The organism is Labilibaculum sp. K2S (assembly GCF_030372765.1).
Classification (GTDB): Bacteria; Bacteroidota; Bacteroidia; order Bacteroidales; family Marinifilaceae; genus Labilibaculum.
The window spans coordinates 316,281-339,983 of the sequence record NZ_JAUCMW010000001.1; the positions used below are offsets into that span (position 1 = coordinate 316,281).

13 protein-coding genes are annotated in these 23,703 nt (G+C 36.5%); 12 read left to right on the forward strand and 1 reads right to left on the reverse strand.

Going from position 1 to position 23,703, the window contains the following annotated elements:
• Positions 1-121: 121 nt before the first annotated feature.
• The 7 genes from QUH73_RS01295 (at position 122) to QUH73_RS01325 (ending at position 12,839) form a co-directional block, all read left to right on the forward strand.
• A complete protein-coding gene (locus tag QUH73_RS01295; RefSeq protein WP_289528657.1) occupies positions 122-2,434 on the forward strand; it encodes a TonB-dependent receptor in 2,313 nt (770 codons plus the stop codon).
• Positions 2,435-2,834: 400 nt separating this feature from the next.
• Positions 2,835-3,395: an RNA polymerase sigma-70 factor gene (locus tag QUH73_RS01300; protein WP_289528658.1), complete on the forward strand. Its 561-nt coding sequence runs from the start codon at positions 2,835-2,837 to the stop codon at positions 3,393-3,395.
• Between the two features lie 76 nt (positions 3,396-3,471).
• Positions 3,472-4,671, forward strand: coding sequence for a FecR family protein (locus tag QUH73_RS01305; protein WP_289528659.1), 1,200 nt, complete (start codon positions 3,472-3,474; stop codon positions 4,669-4,671).
• A 112-nt stretch (positions 4,672-4,783) separates the two neighbouring features.
• The gene (locus tag QUH73_RS01310) at positions 4,784-8,350 is read left to right on the forward strand and encodes a SusC/RagA family TonB-linked outer membrane protein (protein ID WP_289528660.1); all 3,567 of its coding nucleotides are present in this window, start codon (positions 4,784-4,786) and stop codon (positions 8,348-8,350) included.
• A 19-nt stretch (positions 8,351-8,369) separates the two neighbouring features.
• Positions 8,370-9,800, forward strand: coding sequence for a RagB/SusD family nutrient uptake outer membrane protein (locus QUH73_RS01315; RefSeq protein WP_289528661.1), 1,431 nt, complete (start codon positions 8,370-8,372; stop codon positions 9,798-9,800).
• 251 nt (positions 9,801-10,051) lie between these two features.
• Entirely contained in the window at positions 10,052-11,227 is a 1,176-nt protein-coding gene (locus QUH73_RS01320; RefSeq protein WP_289528662.1) for a TlpA disulfide reductase family protein, read from the forward strand.
• A 442-nt stretch (positions 11,228-11,669) separates the two neighbouring features.
• Positions 11,670-12,839, forward strand: a complete 1,170-nt coding sequence (locus tag QUH73_RS01325; protein WP_289528663.1) for a thioredoxin family protein — start codon at positions 11,670-11,672, stop codon at positions 12,837-12,839.
• A 353-nt stretch (positions 12,840-13,192) separates the two neighbouring features.
• Here the strand turns inward: QUH73_RS01325 and QUH73_RS01330 are convergent, their stop codons facing one another.
• Positions 13,193-13,894: a hypothetical protein gene (locus QUH73_RS01330; RefSeq protein WP_289528664.1), complete on the reverse strand. Its 702-nt coding sequence runs from the start codon at positions 13,892-13,894 to the stop codon at positions 13,193-13,195.
• 379 nt (positions 13,895-14,273) lie between these two features.
• Here QUH73_RS01330 and QUH73_RS01335 point away from each other — a divergent pair, with 379 nt between their 5' ends.
• The 5 genes from QUH73_RS01335 to QUH73_RS01355 all read left to right on the forward strand — a co-directional run bounded on the left by QUH73_RS01335 (position 14,274) and on the right by QUH73_RS01355 (position 23,250).
• Entirely contained in the window at positions 14,274-14,831 is a 558-nt protein-coding gene (locus QUH73_RS01335; RefSeq protein WP_289528665.1) for an RNA polymerase sigma factor, read from the forward strand.
• A gap of 469 nt (positions 14,832-15,300) precedes the next feature.
• Positions 15,301-16,488, forward strand: coding sequence for a FecR family protein (locus tag QUH73_RS01340; protein WP_289528666.1), 1,188 nt, complete (start codon positions 15,301-15,303; stop codon positions 16,486-16,488).
• Positions 16,489-16,662: 174 nt separating this feature from the next.
• Complete coding sequence (locus QUH73_RS01345; RefSeq protein WP_289528667.1) at positions 16,663-20,178, forward strand: SusC/RagA family TonB-linked outer membrane protein; 3,516 nt, start codon at positions 16,663-16,665, stop codon at positions 20,176-20,178.
• Between the two features lie 16 nt (positions 20,179-20,194).
• Positions 20,195-21,583, forward strand: coding sequence for a RagB/SusD family nutrient uptake outer membrane protein (locus tag QUH73_RS01350; protein ID WP_289528668.1), 1,389 nt, complete (start codon positions 20,195-20,197; stop codon positions 21,581-21,583).
• Between the two features lie 488 nt (positions 21,584-22,071).
• Positions 22,072-23,250, forward strand: a complete 1,179-nt coding sequence (locus QUH73_RS01355; RefSeq protein ID WP_289528669.1) for a thioredoxin family protein — start codon at positions 22,072-22,074, stop codon at positions 23,248-23,250.
• The last annotated feature ends 453 nt before the right edge of the window (positions 23,251-23,703 follow it).

Below are 23,703 nucleotides of genomic sequence, written 5' to 3' on the forward strand. Positions count from 1 at the left end.
GTACTTATCTTCTAAGGATGAAATTAATTTTTTATTTGGGATGTTATTTTTATTTGATATTTCAGATGATGTCACGAACAATGATTTAATGAGCAAACTTATTCTACCCACATTGATATTTATGGCTTTTATAAGCCATGCCCAGATTACAACTGAGCTAACCGGATATGTAAAAGACAAAACCGATCTTCCATTGATTGGAGCTTCGGTGTATCTCGAAAATACCGCCAAGGGTGCTGTTACCGATGCCAATGGATATTATAAAATAGTTAATGTAAGTCCTGATACTTATAATTTGGTGGTAAGCTATCTGGGTTATGATAGTCAAACCCGTTATAATATTGAAGTGAAATCGGTAGGGAATCAATTGTACAATTTTACCCTTTTGGAACAAAGTCAGAATCTATCTGAAGTAATTGTATCCAATAAAAATAAAGTAACACGACCTCGGGAAACGCCGCTTTCAACCCAAACGCTTAGTGCAGTAGAAATTGCAACTTATCCCGGAGGAAATAACGATGTTGTTCGTGTTGCGCAGTCATTGCCCGGAATTTCACCCTCACCAGGCGGTTTCCGCAACGATTTGATTATTCGCGGAGGCGCACCCAACGAATCGGTTTACTATTTGGATGGCGTAGAGATACCCAATATCAATCATTTTAGCACGCAAGGCAGTTCCGGTGGTCCTGTCGGAATTTTAAATGTTTCCTTTATTGATAATGTAAATTTGGCCACATCTGCTTTTGGCAGTCAATACGATAATCCTCTTTCGGGAGTACTTCAGTTTGAGCAAAGGGAGGGAAACAACATAAAACACAATACCAATTTTCGTTTGAGTGCCAGCGAGGCCGCTTTAACACACGAGGGACCACTTTTTAAAGGAAAAAACAAGGAGAGCAAAACGAGTTATCTAATTTCTGCGCGTCGATCGTATTTACAATTTTTATTCAAGCTCATCGGCCTTCCTATTCGTCCTGATTATTGGGATTATCAGTACAAAATCACTCATAAAATAGATAAATACAATACTTTAAACCTTATCGGATTAGGTTCTATTGACGAATTTGCCATTGATGCCTCGGGAAGCATTGATGAGAATGAGCAATCTACACTTGATCAGACTCCATTTATTGAACAGAAAACCAACACTATTGGAATTAGCTGGAAGAATCGTTTTAAGAGTAGGAAAGGCTTTATGCAAACTACCATCAGCAACAACTTGTTGGTCAATGATTTTTCAAGATACAAAGACAATGAAAATCAGAAGGATTTGTATTTTAAAAATGATTCGCGCGAAATGGAAACGAAATTGCGATACAGTCTTACTTATTATGCCAGCGATTGGAAATTAGTGGGTGGTTTTAATGTGCAGAGAAGCGATTACGAAAATATGACCATTGATGTAAATGAAGGATTTCAATACGATACAAATATTGATTTTTTGAAGTACGGGTTGTTTGCCAATGCCACTAAATCCTTTTTCGATCAGAAACTGGACTTCTCCTTTGGCTTTAGAACCGATGGTGATAGTTTTACGCAAGACAACGATTTGCTTTCCACATTTTCGCCTCGTTTTGCTTTGTCCTTCGAATTTGCCGACGATTGGAAGATCAAGGCAAGTGTTGGCCGTTATTTCAAGTTACCACCCTATACCATTTTAGGTTATAAGCAAAATGATGTATTCCTAAACAAGGATATTGATTATACCCGAAGCGATCATTATGTGCTTGGATTCGAACATATTCTTGGGCCTGCTTCCAACATTAGTATAGAGGGATTTTACAAACATTACGAAGATTACCCGGTTTCAGTTCGCGATCAGGTTTCGTTGGCAAATAAAGGAGCCGATTTTAATGTGTTGGGAAATGAAGAGGTAGAATCAGTTGGTAAGGGGAGAAGTTATGGTTTGGAGTTTTTGTTTCAGCAGAAGTTAAGCCATCGTTTTTACGGGATCTTTTCCTATACTTTTTTCTACAGTGAATTTACCGGCTTCGATAGAAGTAAATATTTACCATCGGTGTGGGACAGCCGGCATTTGGTGTCTTTTACAGGAGGATACAAACTCAGGAAAAACTGGGAAGTAAGTGCGCGTTATCGATTCGCAGGAGAAACACCAATTGTTCCAACAAATATCGAGGAAACTACCGCCCGTTACCCGGATATTGTTTTGGATTACAACCGGCTGGGAGAGGAAAAGTTGGGCGTATTCAGTCAATTGGATGTACGAATTGATAAAAAGTGGAATTTTAAAAAACTTTCGTTGGATTTGTTTTTCGAAATACAAAACCTGCTGATGCGTAATTCATCGCAGGCACCTGAATACGTTCTTCAAAGAAATGATATGGGAAGTATAATAGAACCTCGTAACTTGGTTCAGACAGCAAATGAAGATGGGAAGCCAATTCCCACCATTGGTTTTGTTATAGATTTTTAAAGGAAGCTTAGTTTGTTCTCCTTCTTTGATTTTTTTTTGAGATGAAAGAGATGAATAATACTTCGGGATATCAGGGGAAAAAACATTTCTATTTTGTAAATCCTGCAGAAAGCAGGAGATGGATTTTTAAAATATACATTCATTAGAATGCCTTCGGGTTAAATGATCTCAGTTAGATGATATTTTAAATTGCTGCGAAGATTGCCCAATAGACGATCCTTTTCGTTGTGTATAAAACGGGTAAACAAGCTCGTTTTTTTATATAATTATTAGGATATGTGATGTTTGTGTTATGTATATAAAAACAGAACATAAACAGGTGTTTGCAAATGGGAAAAGAAGAAGGGGGCTTGGAAAGACTAAAAAATTAATATTAATTTGTTGATAAAATAACCACACAATGAACCAAACCCCTGATAAAATTATTATTATCGATAATAATGAATCACTAAGCTTCAATTCATTATTTAATGAAATGTACGCAGGGCTTTGTTTATTCTCCGAACGGTTTTTGATGGTTTCGAGCGAAGGAGAAGATTTGGTTCAGGAAGTATTTGTGAAATTGTGGGCTAAATTTGATGATTTTGATTCCTTAAATGCCATTAAAGCATATTTATATCAGGCAACCAGAAATGCTTGCTTGAATTCCATACGCCACGAAAAGGTAAAACGAAAGTATGAAGCCGAGCAGGTTCATCAAGTTGAATCGGAAACCTATTTTTTGAAGCAGGTGGTAGAAGAAGAGACGAATCGTATTATTTCTGATTCTATTGATGAGCTTCCCCGGCAGTGTAAGAAGATATTACAATTAAGTATGCAGGGTTTAAAAAATCAGGAAATTGCCGATGACCTTGGGATTTCTGTAAATTCGGTAAAAACACAAAAAAGTATTGCTTACAAAACACTCCGTTCCAAACTTCAAAATATCTTCGATATCGTAATGTATATCATGTGGATGTAAATTTTTGTATCTTTTTCTTAATCATTCTTCACCCTCTTTTTTAAGTTGGGTGTTCTAATTTATACAAGAAGAAGAAATGAAGAACACACAGGAACATATTAAACTGGCTCAACTACTTGCAAAACAATTTGCCGGTGAATTGTCTGATGCTGAAATAAAACAATTGACACTTTTCGAAAAAGAGGAAGATAAAAATGAGATCCTTTCATCGGTAAGAGAAAAAGGAATTGATTTTGACCGCTTGGAAAGGTATCAGACTTTTAATCTTGAAGAAGCCCGTAAAAAGGTAGATTGGAAAATTCAATTCAGGCAAAAAAGCAAGAAAATAAATTTCGCAAAAATACTTCGTTATGCAGCAGTACTTGCTTTGCCATTAGCTCTTGCAGTATACATGCTGTATTTAACTGATGTTACCCAACCAGATGGACTGGGGCAGGCAACTATTGAAATTAAACCGGGCGAAACAAAGGCTCAGTTGTATCTTTCAGATGGAAGAATTGTAGATTTAGAGAAGCAACAGAAGGATTTAATAAGGGAGACTGACGGTTCTGTAATCGAAAAAGATAGTCTGGGTTTAAATTATCAGACCAATATTCTTGATATCGAACCGAAAAGTATTGCTGAAAATGTGGTAGTAACTCCGGTAGGAGGTGAATATCAGTTAACCCTATCCGATGGAACAAAAGTATGGATGAATGCAAAGTCTGAAATTCGTTATCCAGTTCGTTTTATTGGTAAGACTAGAAAAGTGAAAATATCGGGGGAGGTTTACTTTGAGGTGGCTAAAGATGCAAGAAAACCTTTTATTGTTGATGTAAACGATGTTGAGGTAAAAGTTTTAGGAACACAATTCAATATTATGGCTTATCCTGACGAGAGAAGCATACAAACGACCCTTGTTGAAGGTGCTGTAAGCCTAAAAGCAAAAGAATTATCCGGAAAAACCACATCAGTCGATTTGATCCCTGGTCTGCAGGCCGATTACGATCGCTTTTCAAAAAGTGTTGAAACCAGAGAAGTAGATGTTGACAGGTTTATTGCCTGGAAAAACGGAAAGTTTGTTTTCGAAAAAGAGAGTTTAAACGATATTATGAGAAAGTTAGAGCGCTGGTATGATATTAAAGTGTTCTTCCAAAGTAATGAGCTGAAAAATATGCGTTTTAGCGCCAGAATTGACAGATACGGCAATATCAATGATATTTTGGAGAAAATGCAGCAAACAACAAATATTAACTTTGATATAAAAAATAATATTATTCAAATTAAAAAGAAGTAAACCCTTAAAACCCGAAATGAAAAAAAACAGGGAATGCGGCAACATCCCCTGTCTTAAAATCAAATAAAGTATTCCATTGGAATACAATGTTTAATCTAACCAAAACAAATTTATGAAAAAATTAGTCTTGTACAAAGTTTTTCCTCTCGGGGAAGAGCTTCGGAAATTAATTCGCATTATGAAAATCACCGGTTTTTTAATTTTAATAGCCAGTTTGCAGATTTCTGCAAGTGTATATTCTCAGCAAACTACTTTTACGGTTGAGTTTAAAGATGCGAGTATTTATGATATGATGCAGGAAGTTAAAAACAGCAGTGAATTTGATTTTCTTTATTCGGATGATGAAATTGAAGGAGTTAAAATTAACAACGCTGAATTTTACGGATCGCGTGTAGAAGAAATTCTAAACGAATGTTTGAAAGGAACGAAAATTACTTACAAGATTGAAGATAAAGTAATTCTTCTGATGCCAGCGCCTCCAAAACCCAATCTTGAAGAATCTGTGCAAGAGAAGGAGGTACATGGTACTGTTACCGATGAAAATGGCATCCCTCTACCCGGAGTATCTGTTGTTATCAAAGGAACCACAATTGGTGCAGCAACTGATATTGATGGTAACTATACAATTTCTTTTGATAATGAGAATGCAGTTTTGGTATATTCTTTTGTAGGAATGCTTCCACAGGAGCTTGTTTACAATGGACAAGCATTACTGAATATTACACTTCAGGCAGACTCAGAACAAATGGATGAAGTGGTAGTAACAGGTTATCAAACCATTTCCAAAGAGCGGTCAACCGGATCATTTTCGAAAGTAACCGGTAAAAGTCTGGAGACTCGAAGATTGAATAGCTTGGCAGATGTTTTAGAAGGTCAGATCGCAGGGTATTCCGATGGAATTATTCGTGGTGTATCCACCATGAATGCCATGGCTTCGCCATTGTATGTAATTGATGGTTTTCCGGTTGAGAATACCAGCATCGATAATTATGGCAATGTTACAGAAAATACTCCGGAGCTTAACATGGAAGATATTGAGAGCATTACCATTTTGAAGGATGCTGCCGCTGCTTCGATTTACGGAGCCAGAGCTGCCAATGGTGTAGTGGTTATTGTAACCAAAAAGGCTCAAAAAGGAAAAGTTCAAATTGATTTTTCCAGTACAGTTACCTGGAAACCTTACGATTATTATACTGGAAATTTAACCAATTCGGCTGATGTTATTGAGTTGGAAAAAGAATGGGCAGCCTCTAATCCGGAGTTAAATAATGGTTTGGCGCGTGCTCAGGCAGAGGCTGATAATCGTCGGAACAATTACAAATGGCCAAGTGCAGGGGTAGATGTTCTGTTGGATATGTATTCAGGTGCAATTTCAGAAAGCGATGCCAATGCGAAGTTATCAGAACTTGCCTCAAGAGGATTTCAGTATTACGATGATGTGGCCAAGTATGCAAAACGTGATCTATTTTATCAGCAATACAACTTAAGCATTGGAAAAGCGACCGAACTAAACAATTTTAAATTTTCGGTTACCTACAAAAAGAACAAAGAGGAAGATATTTATTCGAAGAGTAATCAAATCGGTATGAATATCATGAACTCTCTGCAGCTTACCTCATGGCTAAAGGCTGATTTGGGTGTTTATATCAATTACAAAAATGCGACAGAGCAAACATACGATCTTTTATCACCTTATTCTGCTGGTTTTACCGGAAGTCCATACGACCGTTTGGTTGATGATAATGGAACCACTGTAAGCGTTGCTTCTCAGGTTAGAAAGACTGTTCGCGATAATGTTTCAAATTACGGTTTGTATAGTTTAGACCTAACTCCGCTTGACGAATTAAATAGGAAACTGGGGAAAACAAAAGAATTTAGCAACAGAACCTATGCAAAATTAAATGTAAAGATTACTCCATGGTTGAACTACGATGCCATGTTTCAGTATGAATACGGAGTGAATCGTTATCAACGTTTAAATGAACTGGATTCTTATTCAACCCGCACAACCATTAATAAATTTGCGAGCAATTCAAATGGAAGTGCAGTGTATAATCTTCCCAAAGGAGACATCTACTACGATCGCAACCACTTCTCAAATTCTTACAATTTCAGACAACAATTAAATCTGAACAAAACTTTTCAGGAGAAACATCAAATTACATGGATTCTTGGATCAGAGACAAGGCACAGCAAGCTGGAATATAGTGATCAAACTCGTTATGGTTATGACTCAGATATGCTAACTTCTCAGTATTTGAACCAACCCTTACTGACAGGCGGCTTTTCCGGTTTGATGAATTCATGGGCGTATTTAGGGGCTAATGATTTAGCAAGTCAAAGGGAATTGGTGAATCGTTTTGTTTCCTTTTATTCAAATGCAGCTTACAGCTACAATAACAAGTACACCTTATCGGGCAGCATTCGCTGGGATCGTTCCAATCTTTGGGGAACCAACTCCAAGTACCAGAACAAACCACTGTGGTCGGTTGGAGCCAATTGGAACGTAAATAAGGAAGATTTCTTTGATTTGGACTGGGTGAACATGTTGAAACTAAGAACTTCTTATGGTATTGGAGGTAACATTGCAAAAGATGCTGCGCCTTACTTAACAGCCAGTTACTATACCAGTTCCTTAGTTGGAGGTGTTTATGGTAATATTTCTTCGCCACCGAACCCAGATTTACGATGGGAAAAGACAACAACAATAAATGCTGGTGCTGATTTTTCATTGTTCAACAACCGCCTATCAGGTTCTGTTGATGTTTATAAAAAGAAGAGTGTGGATTTATTAGCCAATCAGCAAGGTACACCAACTGAAGGATTTGGATACAATACCCTTGCTTTTAATAATGGATCAATGGAGAATAAGGGGGTTGAACTTGCTGTTCAGGCAGATCTTGTTCATGGAAAGAATTTTACCTGGAATGCAGGTTTTCTTTTGGGATACAATAAAAATAAAGTGACTAAAATTAATGTGGAAGCACCTTTTTATGTCTTGCAATTTGATTATCCGCAAGAATTTCCTAGGGTGAATAATGCATTTAATGGAATTTATTCCTACAAGTGGGCTGGATTGAATGATCAGGGAGAACCTCAGATTTATGATGTTGATGGGAATAAAACTTCTACGGATTACACCAACATGGATAACATTCATTTCAGTGGAACCACAGTTCCTAAGTATAGTGGCTCCATCATGAATCGATTTTCGTACAAGAATTTTGATCTATCTGTTTTGTTGCTGTATGCAGGAGGTCATAAAGTTCGCAATACCAACATTCCTAAAATTAATATGGCCGATCCATATGGTTCTGCGATGATAAGTGTAACCAATAAAGACATTCGAAACAGATGGAAACAAGCAGGAGATGAAAACAAAACGGATGTTCCCCGATTACTGTTCTATGGCAATTCTCCTGATTACAACTATTATCGTGAGTCGGTATACAATTACTCAGATATTCATGTGCTGGATGCCTCTTATGTGAAGATTAACAACATCTCATTGGCTTATCACCTGCCTTCAGAATGGTGCAGTAAATTAAAATTAGGTAGTGCAAGAGTACAATTTAATGTAGAAAATCTAAAGACTTTTGCTTTTGAGAAAAAAGCCGAATATATGTTGGGTGCTAAGGAAAGACCCACATTTGTTGGAGGAGTGTATTTAAGTTTTTAACATTTAAAACAAGAGAATTATGAAATTTAAAATATCATATATAACAATTGCAGCCTTTTTAGTGGCTATGATGTTCTCCTCATGCGACAATTATTTGGATGTGTTGCCCAAAGGAGAGAAAATACCTACAAGCTTATCTGATTATGAGGCATTTATCCGTAACGAATACAATCATTTAAATGATGCGGCACAAGCCATTAATCTGTTGAATGATGTATACAAGCGGCCAAGTGATTTGAGTTACATTTCCTTAAGCTCTATCAATTACAATTGGTTGGGAAATGAGGATCGTATTATTCAGAACAATTCAGATGAAGCAACTTACTATTATTCTTACGCAGCAATTTCGTATTGGAATTTAATTATCAATAATGTTCCTGATGCAACCGAGGCAAGCGATACCGAAAAACAGGAATTGATTGCTCAGGCTAAGGTGTTGCGGGCTATGAATTATTTTCATCTGACTAATTATTATGCAGAGCAATACGATGAAGCAACTGCCGCGACTAACTTATCTGTGCCCTTAATTACCAGTGCCGATATGGGAGCACCTTCGGAGCAGATTAGCATTGCAAAAATGTACGAATTCATTCTTACCGATTTAACAGATGCAATTCCTAATCTACCTATTGAGAGTGCTACTTTGCTGCACCCGGATTTAGGTTGTGGGTATGCAATGCTGGCAAGGGTTTATTTACAGATGGGAGACTATGATAATGCTCTGAAGTATGCACAGAATGCTTTAGATCAAAACAATAAATTGTTCAATTGGAAGGAATACTACACTGAAAACAAAGAACAAATAGAAAAAGAAGACGATTGGTCAACAAGTTATCCTTCCAAAACCATGACCAGTCCTGAGAATTACATCTTCAGATATGGTTCCAGTACCTATAAAAATTCTGGACAATCAGGAACAAATGCAGCGCTTACCCTAGTGAGAGCAGCACAATTTGAAGATGGCGATGCCCGTTTTGCCTCTAAATGGAAGAAAAAGTATCAGGCTCCGGATAGCATTTATTATGGCATACGGTCGGATAAATTTAATGCCGGTGGAATTACCACTCCTGAAATGTATTACATCAAAGCAGAGTGTTTGGCCCGCAAAGGCGGACAAGCCAATTTGGATGAGGCCATGCTAAGCTTAAATACAGTTCGTAAAACCAGAATTTTCGACGATAAATATGCTGATTTAACCGCTGCCTCAACAGCTGAGGCAATTGCTTATATCCGCAAAGAAAAAGCAAATGAATACGTGCAGACTGCCATTCCATTTTGGGACATGAAACGTTTTAATAAGGATGCTAATTATGCACAAACCTTAACTAAAGTTTTCGACAATCAAAGTTTGCAATTAGCACCCAATTCACACATGTGGATAATGCCTTTCCCAATGGGAGCTACCAGTAATCCGGGCAATGGAACATTGGTGCAAAACACTCCCCGTTAACTAAACAGTATTTTCCCCGGAGAACTTATTTAAGCTCTCCGGGAATCATAAGATATTGAGGTTAAAAGAGGGAATTTGAAAGATTCTTACTGTTGTGTCGGGACGACTGTTTTTACCTTAGCTCTAACCAACAGGAAAAATAAACAGATGAACCAGACAGAAGTAAATACTCAGCAAGAAAAAATTAAGTAGCCACATTCAAAAGTTGTTGGTTTGCAACACAGGTATAATTTTATATTAAAATTAAAACAATGAAAAAAAGTATTTCAGGCATAGTAGTATTCGTTTTCATAGTAATGATTACTGCATGTTCACAAAAAAACGCAGATTACACATTTAGTGGCGAAATAAGCGGACTGAAAGAGGGGACAAAAGTAGAATTGGTGCCTGGTGCAACGCATAAAAAGGAAGAGCCTGTTGCAAGTGCAATTGTAACCAACGGAAAATTTGAATTTTCAGGTAAATTGGAAGAACCACGTTTATTTTATCTGCAGGTAGTTGATCACGTTGGGGTTCTTAGAATAATGCTTGAAAATTCAGAGATCAGCTTAAAAGCAAAGGCTGTTTTCGAGGAAAATGATAATGGAGCTTTTGTGAATTTTTCTGATGTTCAGGTAAATGGTTCAAATGCAAATGATCTTTACAAGGAAAAATTAGCATTAAAAGATAAATTTGAGGCACAACACAAGAAGTATTATAAAGACCATGAAGCGATTTTAGCCGCCGTAAGAAATGCTCAGAATAATAAGAATAAAGTTCTTGTTGATTCCTTACAAAAATTGGACAGTTACCAAGCTTTTGCGTTAGCTGAAAAAGGCTTTTTTGATGGCATTGAGAAAACAACTAACGAAGCTATTCTTACAAGTAAGGATTCTTGGTGGGGACCTTTGGTGATGTTGGAATCGATGAGTTATTTTACCGATGAACAAATCCCTTTGTATGAACAATTTTCAGATGAAGCTAAAAATTCTTACTATGGGAAATTGGTGAAAAAGGAACTTTATCCGGAAAGAGTTGTAGGTAAACAAGCTCCGGAGTTTACCTTGGCCGACCGGGAAGGGAAAGCTTTTAATTCATCAGAATTAATGGAAGGTAAAAAATACATTCTGATTGATTTTTGGGCATCGTGGTGTGGTCCTTGCCGAAGAGAAATACCAAATTTAAAACACATGTATGAATTGTATGCTTCGAAAGGTTTGCAAATTATCAGTATTTCCAAAGACGAAGACAGAGCAGCCTGGCTAAAAGCTTTAGACAAAGAAAAAATGGCATGGCCAAATTTATTGAACGAAAAGGGAGTAGATGATCTTTATTTTGTGAAAACGATTCCTGCCATATTTTTAGTGGATGCATCAACCGGAAAAGTGATGGATGATAAATTGAGAGGAGAAGCATTGGATCAGAAATTGGAAGAGCTTTTAAAGTAAGCAAGATGATTACTTGAAGACCTGTGTATAAATACGCAGGCAGTATGTTTAAAACACCTCCATTTTGGAGGTGTTTTTTTATGAATAAAATAAATGGATTTTAGCCAATTTAATGTTTTCAATAAGCAATCTAAAAAGAAAAAATATTAGAGGTAATGAAAAGTGTGATGTTCACAGTTGCTATGGGCATTGGTTTTAATTTTTAACGTTTTTGTAATGTCCGTTATGTGGATTCTCCAGAAAATTTATTGATAATATCCGATGATATCAGCTTGTTTTTTGATTGCAGTCGGTTTTTGTATTTTATCGTTAATGAATTGTAACAATATTTTACACTTGAGCTTTCACCTTATTCTAGGTTTTAGTTGTCTTATAAACAAGACAGAAATATTTATAGACTGATCTTTAATAACATTCATCAAGTACAAAAAAAATAAAACACATGAAGAAAATAATTTTATCATTAGCAGCCTTATTCGTTTTTGCAGGTGCATTTTCGCAAGGTATTGAGTTTGAACACGGCACTTTCTCAGAAGCCTTGGCAAAAGCAAAAAAAGAGAACAAAATCGTATTCATGGATTGTTACACCACATGGTGTGGACCATGTAAAATGTTGGCAAAGAATATCTTCACCCAAGATGAGGTTGGAGCTTTCTTTAACAAGAATTTTGTGAGTGTGAAAATGGATATGGAATCGGAAGCAGGAAAACCTTTAATGGAAAAATATCAGGTTTCTGCTTTTCCTACTTTATTGTGGTTGGATGCCGAAGGCAATATTCAGCACAAAATGGTGGGAGCCGGTGATGCAAATACCTTGTTGGAAACAGCTGGGGTAGCTTTGGATACAAAAAATAACTGGGCAGCACTAAATAAACAGTTCGAAAAAGGAAATCGCAGTTCGGAATTCATGCAAAAATACATCATGACCTCTACAAAAGCTGGTATTGATACCAAAGAGGCTGTTGACAGCTATTTTTCAAGTAAAAAAACAGAAGAGCTGATTAATTCAGAAGATGCTGAATTAATTGCAAATGTTGTGACTTCCGTATCAGATCCAATCTATGTGTTTGTTTTGAAGAATAAAACCAAATTTTATGCTGTAGCCGATAAAGCACAGGTTGACCAGTTTTTGGAGTATACCATGCTCGGTGAAATGGCACAATTGGTTCGTAAAGGCGATCTGGAGGCTCTAAGTCTTAAAAAGAAAGAGTTAATTGCTCTCGACAAAGAAGTCGGAACAAAGATGGTTGCATTTTTGGATATGAATATGCTTCAAAGTGATCCTGATCAGGAAAAATTTTATCAGGCAATGGCTGATTATGGAATAAAGTATGATTTTAACAACTTCCAGAATTTGAACCAATATGCATGGACTATTGCTGAAGCAAAAGAGGATCTTGATAAAGAATTGGTAAATAAAGCTGTGAAAATGGCAAAACGCTCTGTTGAATTGAATGCCAATTTTGAGAATATTGATACATATGCCTGCATATTGAATAAAGCAGGACGAAAAGAGGATGCGATAATTCAAGCTAAAAAATCAGTGGAATTGGCTCCTGAGGATCAAAAAAATGACTTGTGGTCAGCAGGATTTTTGAATGGGAAAAATTAAATCTGCTGCGTTTTTTACTCATATCAATAGCTAAATCCACCTCCGCCACGGGGATGGATTTTGTTTTTCCCCAGCCAAACATTTGAAGGATACTGTCTCAGATTTTGTATGAATAGGAATTGTTTTTTTGTTTAAGTCAGATATTGATTAAAGTGACATAGTTCATTGAACAATCCTTAGTGAAATAAGGAATAACACTGGAGAACTATGAAATATTGCCGGAGAACTCAAAAATAATGCTGGATGAGTGGTCAATATTGGTGGAGGACTGCAATATATTGCCGGAGGATTACAATAAACCCGCGGAGAAGGGGTGGAAAACTCCGCGGGATAGTAAAATTAAGGGTTTAAGCTTATCCTCTTTTATAAGTATTCACATATTTTTCTTTTCGTTCCGGATTTCGCCAAAATACATATTGTCCAATTTCACGAATAATACGCATATCTTCTATAAGTAAGGTATACGCTTTATCGCGGATCACTTTATTGGCACTGCTATCATCTTTAGAACCATTTGAGGCCGCCAATAGCTCCGACATAGTACGAGCGGTTGTTCTTGCTTTCTGATTCAATGTCACATCAAAATTGATGACTGCTAATGGCTCAGGATATTTTTCACCCAATACAGCTAATTCAATTAAATCCTGAATCATGTCGGCATGTCCGTTTCCATCACGAATTCGTGCAATCTTGGTTTTGATATCAGGATATGCCCGATAAGCAAAACTAAAGTGATGAAGCATTTCATCTCTAAAGTTATATGCCTCAGGCGATAAATTGAGCCATTCTTTCTGAGCTTCTTGTCGGGCTCGGTATTCACTCATCCAAACAGCCTGACAGTAGCGCAAAGCACCTGCACGTGTTCGTAAGTTTTCAGTTTTTGACCAATCCAAGCCAGCAGCAACTAAAGCTTCTTTGTCTTCAATTGCTTCTACCTGTAATGTTTCTGCATCTGCAGCAACAATGTCGATTGGAGTGTCGGGTAGTTTTACATCTTTTAAAGGAAAAGCTTGAATTTCTTCTTTATTTGTTTCAAAATCATTTTGATAATCCATACTTATGAATGTATAAATTGTATATTTCAGGGCCCATCGGCCTCCTCTTCCAAACTCGCGTCTCAAAACGATCCGGTTGATGACCAGCCGATGGGTTACCTTTTTGTTCCGGAAATAAACTCCTAATAAATCTCATATTTCAAAAACGGTTTTAAAATTAAGTCAAATAAATAGAAATTTAATCTGTCAAATGTGCCAAGTTTTCCCGATTCAGTAAATTGGAGTTGATTTAACACGTATTGTTTTTTGTTGTTAATTAGGTATGGGTGCCAATAGCGGAAGCCGATAATCCGATTCTAAATGTCTTGAAAACAACTGTTTTCTTCTTTCAAAAAAAATTCTATTTTTGCTTCCGCTAACCACGATCTAAAAACCGAATATGCCTGAATCAAAAGATATACTTACTGAATTGCTGCGTACCGGAAGTCGGAAATCTTATGAGGCATTCTTTAAGAAATATTATCAGGATTTATTTTTGTGGGCAAATAGTATTCTAAAAGATTCGGAAGCGGCCGAGGACATTGTTCAGGATTTCTTTGTTGATTTTTGGGAGAAGAAACGATTTAAATCAGTTACAACAAATCTTCAGTCTTATATTTTTCGATCGGTCCGAAATTCCTGTCTGAATTACATCAAGCGCGAACAAAAGCTGATTCATGATATAGATCATTTGGAAAAAGAAGAGGCTGCCCCTAAAGCAAATGCCAATACCATTGAGAATTCTCAGCTAATTTATTCGGCCATAAACGAATTGCCGGAAAAATGCAGAGAAGTATTTGTGCTTTGCTGCGTAAATGGATACACTTATAATGAAGCAGCAGAAGAACTGGGTGTTACCATAAATACTGTTCGTACTCATATGGTGCGTGCATTTAAATTCCTGAGAGAAAAACTCAAATCGCCGCACCTGTTCTATCTACTGTTTTTTCATAAATAGACCTTTTTGTATCGCTTTTGTGGCAGCGATTATAAAACAGAATTTTGTCTTACCTCGCTTTTAAATCAAAATAAGTTGGTTTTAACGTGGAATTACTTGCAGGTTATTCTACTAGGTATTATTAACTTATACCAATTTAATTTCAAAAGTATCTTTAAATAAAATGGAATAATTTTCTGCCGGATCAAGGCAAAAAAGCAAAAGATAGCCGAGTTACCTTGCATCTTCTTTAACGAAGATATAGCTGAAAAGAAACATTTTATAAGATCAACTTTGATGTTAATTTGATATTACCCGTTCTTAACGGATAATTATAAGCCTATTGATTTATAAATGGATTACTATTTCTTATTTGAAAGCCGGTATTTACTAAATAGTGAAAAAAAGTTAATTTTTTGTCACATCATATCTAAACAGATCTGTCTTAAAGGTGTATACACTTAATCGATAGATTGAATTTTAATTACAAATGGAAGAAAAAATTATTGATATTATTTCCAGGTCTCTTGGGGGACAGCCTACTACCAATGAGGAGAAACATGAGTTGGAATTGTGGTTGAAAGAGAATGGAAATAAGCGCTTTTATAAAGGATTGGAGATGTTCTCCGCAAGCTCAAAGGAAGCGTTACAATTACCGCAGGCAAATGTGGAGCGGGCATTTGAAAAGTATCTTGGAAAGATGCAGCAATCGAGGGAAACTCTTCGGATGAGATTTATTAAGAAGGCAATGCCATATGCAGCCTCAGTTTTATTGATGCTTGGATTGTTTTCTGTAATGATGTATCTCGGCAATTCCGATTCAGGAATCGCGAAACAGGAACAATGGTTGGCTGCAATTGAGCCCGGATCACAAAAGGCCGAGCTCATATTAGATGATGGTGAAGTATTGAATTTGGATGAGAAGAAGGAGAAAGATGAAATTAAGGAAAAAGATGGTACCGTAATTAGTAATACCGGTTCTGCTTTGGTTTACAATGTTAGTGCAAAAACGGATAACAAAAAAACAACTTACAATAGCTTGGTTGTACCAAGAGGTGGGGAGTATCAATTACAATTGGAAGATGGCACCAAAGTTTGGGTAAACTCCGAAACCCGCCTGCGTTACCCTACCCGGTTTGCGGACAACAAAAGAGTGGTGTTGCTGGAAGGAGAAGCTTATTTCGAGGTTAGTAAGGATAAGACCCGTCCGTTTATAGTGAAAACACAGGGTGTTGATGTACGTGTTTTGGGAACTCATTTTAATATTTCGTCGTACGCCGACGAAGACGCCATACGTACTACACTGGTTGAAGGAAGTGTTTCGGTAATGGATAATAAGAATCCTAAGGAAAACGTATTACTCAATCCCGGACATCAGGCCGTTTTCTCAAAGAAAAGCGGTGATCTGAAAAATAAAAAAGTAAATGTTGATTTATATACCTCATGGAAAGATGGAAAGTTTGTTTTTCAGGAATCGAGCTTGACTGATATCATGAACCGGGTATCGCGCTGGTACGATGTGAAAGTATTCTATCAGAGCAGGGAGGCAGGAGATCTAAACTTTACAGGAACATTAAAAAGATATGAGAGCCTGGATCGCTTGCTTGGAATGATTGAAAAAACAAATGAGGTAAAGTTCTTATTTAAGGATAAAACAATAATTGTTCAAAGAAAATAAATGAAATAAAAAACCAACCAATGAGAAAAAACAACCCAAAAAGATTAACCCCCAATGCATAAGTAGAAAAAACGGGTTTGCGCGAACAAACCCGAGATAACAATAATTACTGTATTCATCCCTGAGTGGAATCAATTGATGAATACGAATGTGTAATCATAACCTTACAAATCTATGAAAATTAATTGGAAACGTATTCGCTTTCATTACGAAAGTGGATGGAAGAAACCCCTAATGCGTATGAAACTTTTAGTGATGTTGATGCTGATGTGTGTGTGTCAGCTCTCGGCAAGTGTAAAAGGTCAGAATGCAGCGGTAAACATAAATTTGCACGAAGCCAGTCTTGTTGAGTTCTTTTCGGAGATTGCTCATCAAACCGATTACGAGTTTCTTTATAACCACGATTTGGTGTTGGGAAAGGAAACCGTTAGTCTCGAAGCTGATCAACAGGATTTAAAAGAGCTCTTGGAAGATGTTTTGCATGAACGCGGTTTAGACTATCAGTTGGATGATAATGTAATTATCATTTCGAAAAGAGAATATGTTGCTCCTGCTGCAGCACCAGCACCAGCAGTGCAGGAAAAGCGGGTAACTGGTAACGTAACCGACGAAAATGGTATTCCTCTGCCAGGAGTATCAGTTGTTGTTAAAGGAACCAGTAATGGTGTAGCAACCGATATTGATGGAAATTATTCCATTAAAGTTGAATACAAAGATGCATTTTTGATTTTCTCTTTTGTGGGTATGACATCTCAAGAGGTAGCTTATAATGGACAAGTTGTGCAGAATGTAATCTTGTCAGCTGATTCTGAAACTTTGGGAGAGGTTGTTGTAACCGGTCTTCAGACTATTGAAAAAGGACGAGCTACCGGATCATTTCAAATTTTAAAAAGTGAAGAACTAGATGCTGTTATTTCTACGGATTTTAGAGAAAAACTGATTGGAGCAGCTTCCGGTGTTTATGTCGATAAAGACAATAATCTAATGATTCGTGGTCAGAGTACTTTTAACGCAAGTACTAAACCCTTAATTGTTGTTGATGGAATTCCTTTGGAAAGTTCGGATCTTAATATTAACCCGAACGATATTGATCAGATTTCTATTTTGAAGGATGCTGCATCGGCTTCTATTTGGGGGGTGCGTGCTGCAAATGGTGTAGTTGTGATTTCTACTAAAAGAGGGAAAAAGGATGGGAAATTATCTATAAACTATACAGGAAGTTACAGTGTTGAAGATAAAGTTGATATCGGTGATTATCATAGATTGAATGCTTCTGAATATGCAGAACTGGAGTTTGAGAGAAGTTTGGGGAAAGGAATATTTAGATGGTCGGATACCGATGGCTACAATCAGGTGCAGAAAGTATGGATTGATTATGAGGAGAAGGGAAGTATTTCATTGGATGAGGCAAGGGCACGAATAGCTGAGATCGGAGCCTTCGATAATGAATCTCAGATTGAAGACTTATTCTATCAGAGAAAAACGGTGCAGCGGCACAATATCTCATTAACTACCGGAACAGATAAAGCATCTCATTATTTTTCAATTAACTATGACAAAACTGATCAGGAATTGGTGGGGAACTCTGCTGATAAAATCAATTTTATTGGAAATACAGATTTAAATCTTGCTAAAGGAATCGATCTTCAGATTGGACTACGTGGAACTTACCAAAAAAGCAACAATAATGGTAATGGCAGTGCGTGGAAAATGTTACCCTACCAAAGAATTTTAGATGAAGATGGGGCATATGTTGATCAGAATCATAGTATTTCCGATGGGTACAGAGAACTTTTGGATACTAACGGATTTCTTGATTGGAGTCAAAATAACCTCCGGAAGGTAAGAATGAATGACAAAACAAAGGAGACAACTAATGTTGCGACTAGTTTAAAATTAGATATTGAGTTAATTAAGGGCTTGAAATTCACTAGTTTTGGAAGTTATGAAACAGGAAGGACTGAAGGACGTAACTTTTATGGATCAGAGCATGACTATGTGAGAGATATGAAGAATAGTTTTACTGAAGTTTCTGATACAGAAACACCGGAAATAGTAGCTTGGCATTTACCTAAAAAAGGTGGAATTCTAGACCTTTCTTATGACCTGTTAAAATCTTTTGCCATTAGAAATACATTGCAATATTCTATAAATACAGACAATTTCAGAATAAAGTTTATGGCTGGGAATGAGCTGTATTCCTTGAAAACAAAATATAGCAGTAATCGTTTGTTTGGTTATGATGAGGGAAGCATGGCTCACGAGGCAATTGATTTAGCTTCTCTTCAGGAAGGCAAATTTAAAGGTTATACCGGAAAACGAAGCTATTTAAGTTATTCTCCGGAATTGGAAGAAACTTTAGAGAAATATGCTTCCTATTTTGGTACTACGAATCTCTCTTATCAGGACAAGTATGATCTGTTTGCAAGTGTGCGTTTAGACCAGACCAATATGTTGGTCAATTCAAGTCAATTCCGAAACAATCCTTCCTGGTCAGTAGGAGGAAAATGGCATTTGTCACAAGAGGAGTTTTTCCAAAGTGATTGGATCAATGATCTGGCAGTAAAAGTATCATATGGTTTAAGCGGAAATATTGAGAAATCTACCGGACCCGATATTGTAGGTAAAGTTGATCAATCTTACTCCCTGAGTGGTTTGAATTTTCTTTCAATTACAAATCCTGAAAATAAAGAGTTGGGTTGGGAAAAGACAAATATGCTTAATGTTGGAGTGGATTATTCAATTTTGGGAGGAAGAATGTATGGTACTTTTGAGTTCTATGAAAAAAGATCCAGAGATCTGTTAAGTACCGTTAATAATGATGCAACATCTGGTTGGGGCTCAGTATTAAAAAATGCGGCATCTGTATTGAATCGAGGACTCGATGTTTCGTTAAATGCACGCATTCTCAACCGAATCTTCTTATGGGATTTGGGAGCCAATTTTTCGTACAATTACAATAAAGTTACAGACATTAACTATACTCCTTCATCAGGAGGCTTGTATTTTCAATCACCATTGAAAGGAAAAGCAATTTCCTATATCGCAGCCGTTCCATATGCAGGTTTGGATGCTGCCGGTGAGCCACAAATAAAAAAGAAGGGGGATGATACAATTCTGCCTTATACTGACCTGAGTAAGCTTACTATTGATGATCATCGATTCATGGGCAGAAGTACTCCTCCTGTATTTGGAAGCCTTACCAACACCTTTCGATACAAAGATCTAAGTTTGGGAATCATGATAACCTATAAACTTGGACATAAGGTGAGAATGCCTTCGCCGGACAATTCCTTTTTTACAGATTTTACTCCAACAGAATGGATGTCGGAGAAATATAGATGGACCAAACCTGGAGACGAATTGACCAAATGGGCGCCTAAACTGGATGTAAGTCCTGGATATGCTTCATTTGACAGAGGCGATGTTGTGAAGTACAGCGATTATCTTGTAGACAAAGGAGATATCATCCGATTGAAGAGCATTAGTTTGGAATATAAATTGAACAAATTAATTGAAAAGTTACCAGTAAAAGATGCTTCTATCCGTCTGAATGCTGAGAACCTTTGGTATTGGGCTGCCAACAGGTATAATTTGGACACAGATTATTTATCTGCGTCAGGTTATGACTCACCGTTTAGTTTGCCCGTCAGAGCTAAGTATACAGTAAGTTTGAAATTAAATCTGTAAAATTAAAATGTTCGTTATGAGAAATATATATATAATCCTTATTGTCCTGCTTTTTTTCTCCTGTCAGGATTTTGTAAATGAAACACCAAAAGGGAATTTGATTCCTAAGACAGTAGACGATATGGGAATGATTTTGGATGCTTTCGATATCTTTGAACCCAATGCAATTGCGTTTGGTCATGGAAATCAGACTTTAATGACTGATGACTGCAAGCTTCCTGAAGATGTTGCCTCTTCTGCAAATCCGGCTGTTGTAAACAGTTATACTTGGGCGGAACACTTATTCGATGTTTCGAAGAATGATGGGAATTGGGAAGGATTCTATCATGTGATTTATTTGTGTAACTATATTTTGGAAAAAATCGATGATGCTCCGGAAGGATCAGGCGAGTATTCAAGAGATTTTGTGAAAGGTTCCGCTTTGTTGAACAGAGCTCATTCTTTTTTCATTTTGGTGAATCTGTATGCAGAACACTATGATGAAAATACGGCTTCAGCGGCTCTTGGAGTACCTATGCCTTTGGAATCTGATATCAACATCAAATATGGAAGAGCTGCAGTGGCAGAAGTCTACAATCAGGTTTTAATAGATCTGAACCAGGCCGTGAAATTGCTTTCAAATAAATCTGAATATACTTTTCAAGCTACAAAACCAGCAGCTTTGGGATTGCTGTCTCGTTTCTATTTGTATCAGGGAGAATATACAAAAGCCTGGCAATATGCAGATTCAGTTTTGCAAATTGTGCCGGAACTGAAAGACTACAATACAATTGAGCAGTATGAGCTAGGACAACCGGATTTTGGTCTCGACAACTGGGCTCCTTATTCGGGTTGGGAAAAGCCGGATGTTATTTTTTACAAGGAAAACAGCGATTTATCCAGCAAATATTACGTGTCAGATGAGTTAATGAGCCTCATGGATACAACTACAGATCTTCGTTACCAAAACTTTTTCACCAATTATAAATACTACTCATTTATTAAAGATTCCAATGGTTATCGGTATTCAGATGAAGCAGATGTAAATAGGGGGATTTCCCTTGGTGAGATATACCTGATTGAAGCCGAAGCGAAATTGCGGGATAATGATGCTGAAGTGGCTCTTACTGCTTTAAATGAGCTGAGAGCAAATAGGTATGCTGCCGGAACACCTGATGTTACCGAAACAAATCCAGATGCACTTTTGCAGATAATATTGGATGAACGAAGAAGAGAAACCATCTTTAAAGGCCTTCGCTGGTTCGATTTAAAGCGATTAAACAAGGATCCCAAGACTACTAAAACAATCACACATACATTGTTTGGTGAAACATATACCTTGAAGCCTGGAAGCAAAAGATATGTGCTTCCAATTCCACGTAAAGTGATCGAGTTGAATTCTTTGATTGAGCAAAACCCTCGGTAAACAGCACTTAAGAGGATGTCAGAAAAGTAAAGTTTCATTTGAAAATAATCTTTTTATTGAAGTTTAAATGTCTGTGATTCAGATGTAAATATGCTTCAGTAAGCTCAGAATAACAATGAGATTGAACTTTTAGGACACCCTTTTATTTATTGAATTTTAATCATCGCTCTATATGTCAAGCACTAAAAAAAACAGCTTTTTTTTACTGCTGGTTGCTGTAACTAATATTTTAGCTTCTGTAAATAAATTTGTGTTAGATGAATTTCTTAAAGAGAAATCGTTCATTTTAGATGTATCCGTTCATTTATCGATATTTCTAACCTATGTTGGCATTTTCAATTTTATCTATCAGCTATTTTGTCAAAAAGAAAACTGAATTGAAATGACGGATTTAATCTATAGATCAATGTTTAGAATTCTATAAAGAAAATTTTATAATAACCTGTAAGGAATAATCTTAAGATAAAACCTTTATTAATTAAAAAATAATGAAAAATTTATTTGTAATTATTGCTGCAATGTTATTTTGCGGTAATGTATTCTCACAAGGAATAAACTTTGAACACGGCACCTTCACGGAGGCTTTGGCAAAAGCAAAAGCGGAAAATAAACCAATGTTTATAGATGTTTTTACATCATGGTGCGGCCCATGTAAAAAGCTATCCAAAGAAGTGTTTCCTCAAAAAGCAGTAGGAGATTATTTTAATAAATCATTTGTGAGTTTTAAGTTGCAGACTGATAAAAAGGAAGCTGATAATAAGGAAATTGCTGATCGATATCATGTGACAGCCTATCCAACACTAATGTGGGTTGATGGCGAAGGGGAATTACTGCATTTGGCGGTTGGTTTTCATGATGTTGATAAATTATTGACAGAAGCAAAAAAAGTCTTCGATGAGGATAAGAGAGTAGGTTCAAGTATAGTAAAATGGAACAATGGCGATCGCTCTTTGCCGGTAGCTATGAACTATTTTGCTTTTGATAAAAACTCTAAAGGTGAATTTGAGGAATATTTTAAAGGCCTGCCCGAAAAACAAAAGCTGGATAGCTTAACTTTTGAAATGATATCAGATGTGAGATTGGATACAGACGGTGATGTGTTTGCCTTTGTAGTTCGTCATCGAAAAGACTATCAGAAAGTAGCATATGATTTTAAAATTGAAGGAGCTATTGACCAGGAAATTGATTATGAATTGCAGTCGAACTTTGGAACAGAGAAATATAAAGAGATTGTTCTTAAATACAAGCAAATTGGATTCGATGAGTTGGGCTTATTTATGAAAAGAGCAGAATGGAAGTATTATTTAAACAAATCTGATTTTTTATCATTCGAAACATCTGCAAAAGAGTACCTGCAGGAATTTTCAAAACCCAATAACTATCTGCGCAATGAGTTGGTTTGGGAATTGTATGGTGTTGGAGAAGAAAAGTTTTCGAAGTTTAATAATCCTGATTTAGTAATTGATTGGGCTAATGAATTTAAGAAAAAAATGATGGAACCTGATCAATTCTGCTATCCTGAGTTTTATGCTTATGTTATTGCAGGAGATATTAATCGAGCTAAAAAAATTGGGAATGATTACTTAAAAAAGGTAGAAGGAAAAAGTGATTATGGTACTATCTCAACAAGAGAATATGTTCAATATCTGTTGAGTGAAATAAAATAGTTTTTTTGAAAAACGTTGGGGCATTTTAGAATAACATAGGGTTAAAATTAGAGTATCTCAAAACTGTACCTTTTCATTAGGTTTTTAAAAAGTAGGTTTTAAATTTGAAATATTATTTGAGCAGTCGCATTTGTGTGGCTGCTCTTTTTCTTTTACGGAAGAGAGATAGTAGTACGGTCCGGATATCGGCACCACTCACGGTACTTATTTTTTCTATGCCTTCAGTTAATTATTCAATGTCGATATTTCCTGTATTTATGAGTAAATAAAAAACCTTCGGCAAAGAGTAGCTATTGCACACTTTTCGGGATTGTGTTTTCCAATTTTTAAACAAGCTGCCCTATGGGGCAGCTTTTTGTTTTTATTATTTCTTCGAATCAAATGTTAAAAAATCGTTTGTCATTTGCATAAAACGCTTAATCAAAAAAGAGTGTTGAAAATTTTAAAAAATGA